Origin of the sequence: Allobosea sp. (assembly GCF_030694325.1) — a bacterium.
Classification (GTDB): Bacteria; Pseudomonadota; Alphaproteobacteria; order Rhizobiales; family Beijerinckiaceae; genus Allobosea.
Genome location: NZ_JAUXYO010000005.1, coordinates 1 through 2086 on the forward strand (window position 1 = coordinate 1; position 2086 = coordinate 2086).

Sequence of the window (2086 nt, forward strand, 5' to 3'; positions counted from 1 at the left end):
GATAGTTCAGCAGCTTCAGGATCGACAGGGCCGAGACCGACTTGCCCGAACCCGACTCGCCGACGATGGCGAGCGTCTCACCCTTGGCGAGGTCGAAGGAGACGCGATCGACAGCCAGCGTCTCGCGCCCGCCCTGGCGGAAGGCGACGGAGAGGTCCTGAACGGAGAGGAGGGGGGAGCTCATGCGAAGGTCTTCCGCGGGTCGAAGGCATCGCGCACTGCTTCGCCGATGAAGATCAGCAGCGACAGCATCAGGGCGATGACGACGAAGCCGGAGAGACCGAGCCAGGGGGCCTGCAGGTTGGATTTGCCCTGTGCGAGGAGTTCTCCCAGCGAGGGCGAGCCCGGCGGCAGGCCGAAGCCGAGGAAGTCGAGCGAGGTCAGCGTCGTGATCGAGCCGTTCAGGATGAAGGGCAGGAAGGTCAGCGTGGCGACCATTGCGTTGGGCAGCAGGTGCTTGACCATGATGGCGCGGTCGGAGAGCCCCAGTGCCCGCGCCGCCCGGACATATTCGAAGTTGCGCGCCCTCAGGAACTCGGCCCGGACCACGCCGACCAGCGCGACCCAGGAGAACAGGAGCAGGATGCCGAGCAGCACGAAGAAGCTCGGCGTGATGATCGCTGCGACGATGATCAGCAGGTAAAGCGCTGGGATCGAGGTCCAGATCTCGATCACGCGCTGGAAGATCAGGTCGGTCCAGCCGCCGAAATAGCCCTGGATCGCGCCGGCCGCGATACCGATCACCGAGGAGATGCCGCACAGGATCAGCCCGAACAGGATCGAGATCCGGAAGCCGTAGATCAAACGGGCGACGACATCACGCCCCTGGTCGTCGGTGCCGAGCCAGTTCCATTCGAGGTCACGGCAGCCCGTCCCGCCGGTCCGCTCGGCGATGCCCTTGCACTGCTCGTCCCGGAGCATCCAGGTCGGCGGGGCCGGCGCCGGGACCGGCAGGTCGAGATTGTGCGTGCGGTAGCTGTAGCGGATCGGTGGCCAGAGCGCGAAGCCGTTGGCGTCGATCTCCTTGGCGATGACGGGGTCGCGATAGTCGGTGGTGGCGAGGAAGCCCCCGAACTTCTCCTCCGGATAGTTCACCGCGACCGGGAACAGCCATTCGCCCTTGTAGCGCACGATCAGCGGTCGATCATTGGCCAGGAACTCGGCGAAGAGCGACAGCACGAACAGCGTCAGGAAGATCCAGAGCGACCACCAGCCGCGCCGGTTGGCCTTGAAGTTGTCGAGCCGGCGCCGGTTGATCGGCGAGAGCTTGAGCCAGCCCTGGGGGGGCTCTGCGGGCGCCAGCGGCACCTCGCCGCGCAGGGTCGCGGGGGGTGGGGCGATCAGCGTGTCGCTCATCTCAGGTCTCCCGCGTCTCGAAATCGATGCGGGGATCGACCCAGGTATAGGTTAGGTCGGTGAGGAGATGCACGACGAGGCCGATCAGCGAGAAGATGTAGAGATTGGCGAAAACGACCGGATAGTCGCGGTTGACGATCGCCTCGAAGGAGAGGAGGCCGAGCCCATCGAGCGAGAAGATCGTCTCGATCAAAAGCGAACCGGCAAACAGCGCCCCGACGAAGGCGCCGGGAAAACCCGCGATCACGATCAGCATCGCATTGCGGAAGACATGGCCATAGAGCACGCCGCGCTCGGAAAGCCCCTTCATCCGCGCGGTCAGGACATATTGCTTGCGGATCTCGTCGAGGAAGGAGTTCTTGGTCAGCAGTGTCGAGGTGGCGAAGGCCCCCAGCGCCATCGCCGTCACCGGCAGGGCGATGTGCCAGAGATAATCGGCGATCTTGCCGAAGAAGCTCAGCTGCGAGAAATTGTCGGAGGTGAGCCCGCGCAGCGGGAAAATCTGCCAAAATGAGCCGCCGGCGAAGAGCACGATCAGCAGGATCGCGAACAGGAAGCCGGGAATGGCGTAGCCGACGATGACGACGGCGCTCGTCCAGGTGTCGAAGCGCGAGCCGTCCTTCACCGCCTTGCGAATGCCGAGCGGGATCGAGATCGCATAGGACAACAGCGTCATCCAAAGTCCGAGCGAGATCGAGACCGGCAGCTTCTCCTTGATCAGCTGCAGCAC

At 64.5% G+C, this 2086-nt stretch carries 3 protein-coding genes; all 3 read right to left on the reverse strand.

Annotated features, from left to right (window positions below; translation table 11 throughout):
* Positions 1 to 184 (reverse strand): ATP-binding cassette domain-containing protein (locus Q8M82_RS00150; protein ID WP_305689375.1); only part of this gene is annotated, 184 nt, incomplete at its 3' end.
* Positions 181 to 1356 (reverse strand): ABC transporter permease, encoded by a 1176-nt coding sequence (locus Q8M82_RS00155; RefSeq protein ID WP_305689376.1) that lies wholly within the window; start codon positions 1354 to 1356, stop codon positions 181 to 183. The genes Q8M82_RS00150 and Q8M82_RS00155, both read right to left, overlap by 4 nt.
* A 1-nt stretch (position 1357) precedes the next feature.
* Positions 1358 to 2086: ABC transporter permease subunit (locus Q8M82_RS00160; RefSeq protein ID WP_305689377.1), on the reverse strand; the 729-nt coding region annotated here is incomplete at its 5' end.

What these genes read in the sequence shown, in the direction of transcription:
- Q8M82_RS00155 (WP_305689376.1), bottom strand. Translation starts at nt 1,356, where the DNA reads ATGAGCGACACGCTGATCGCCCCACCCCCCGCGACCCTGCGCGGCGAG.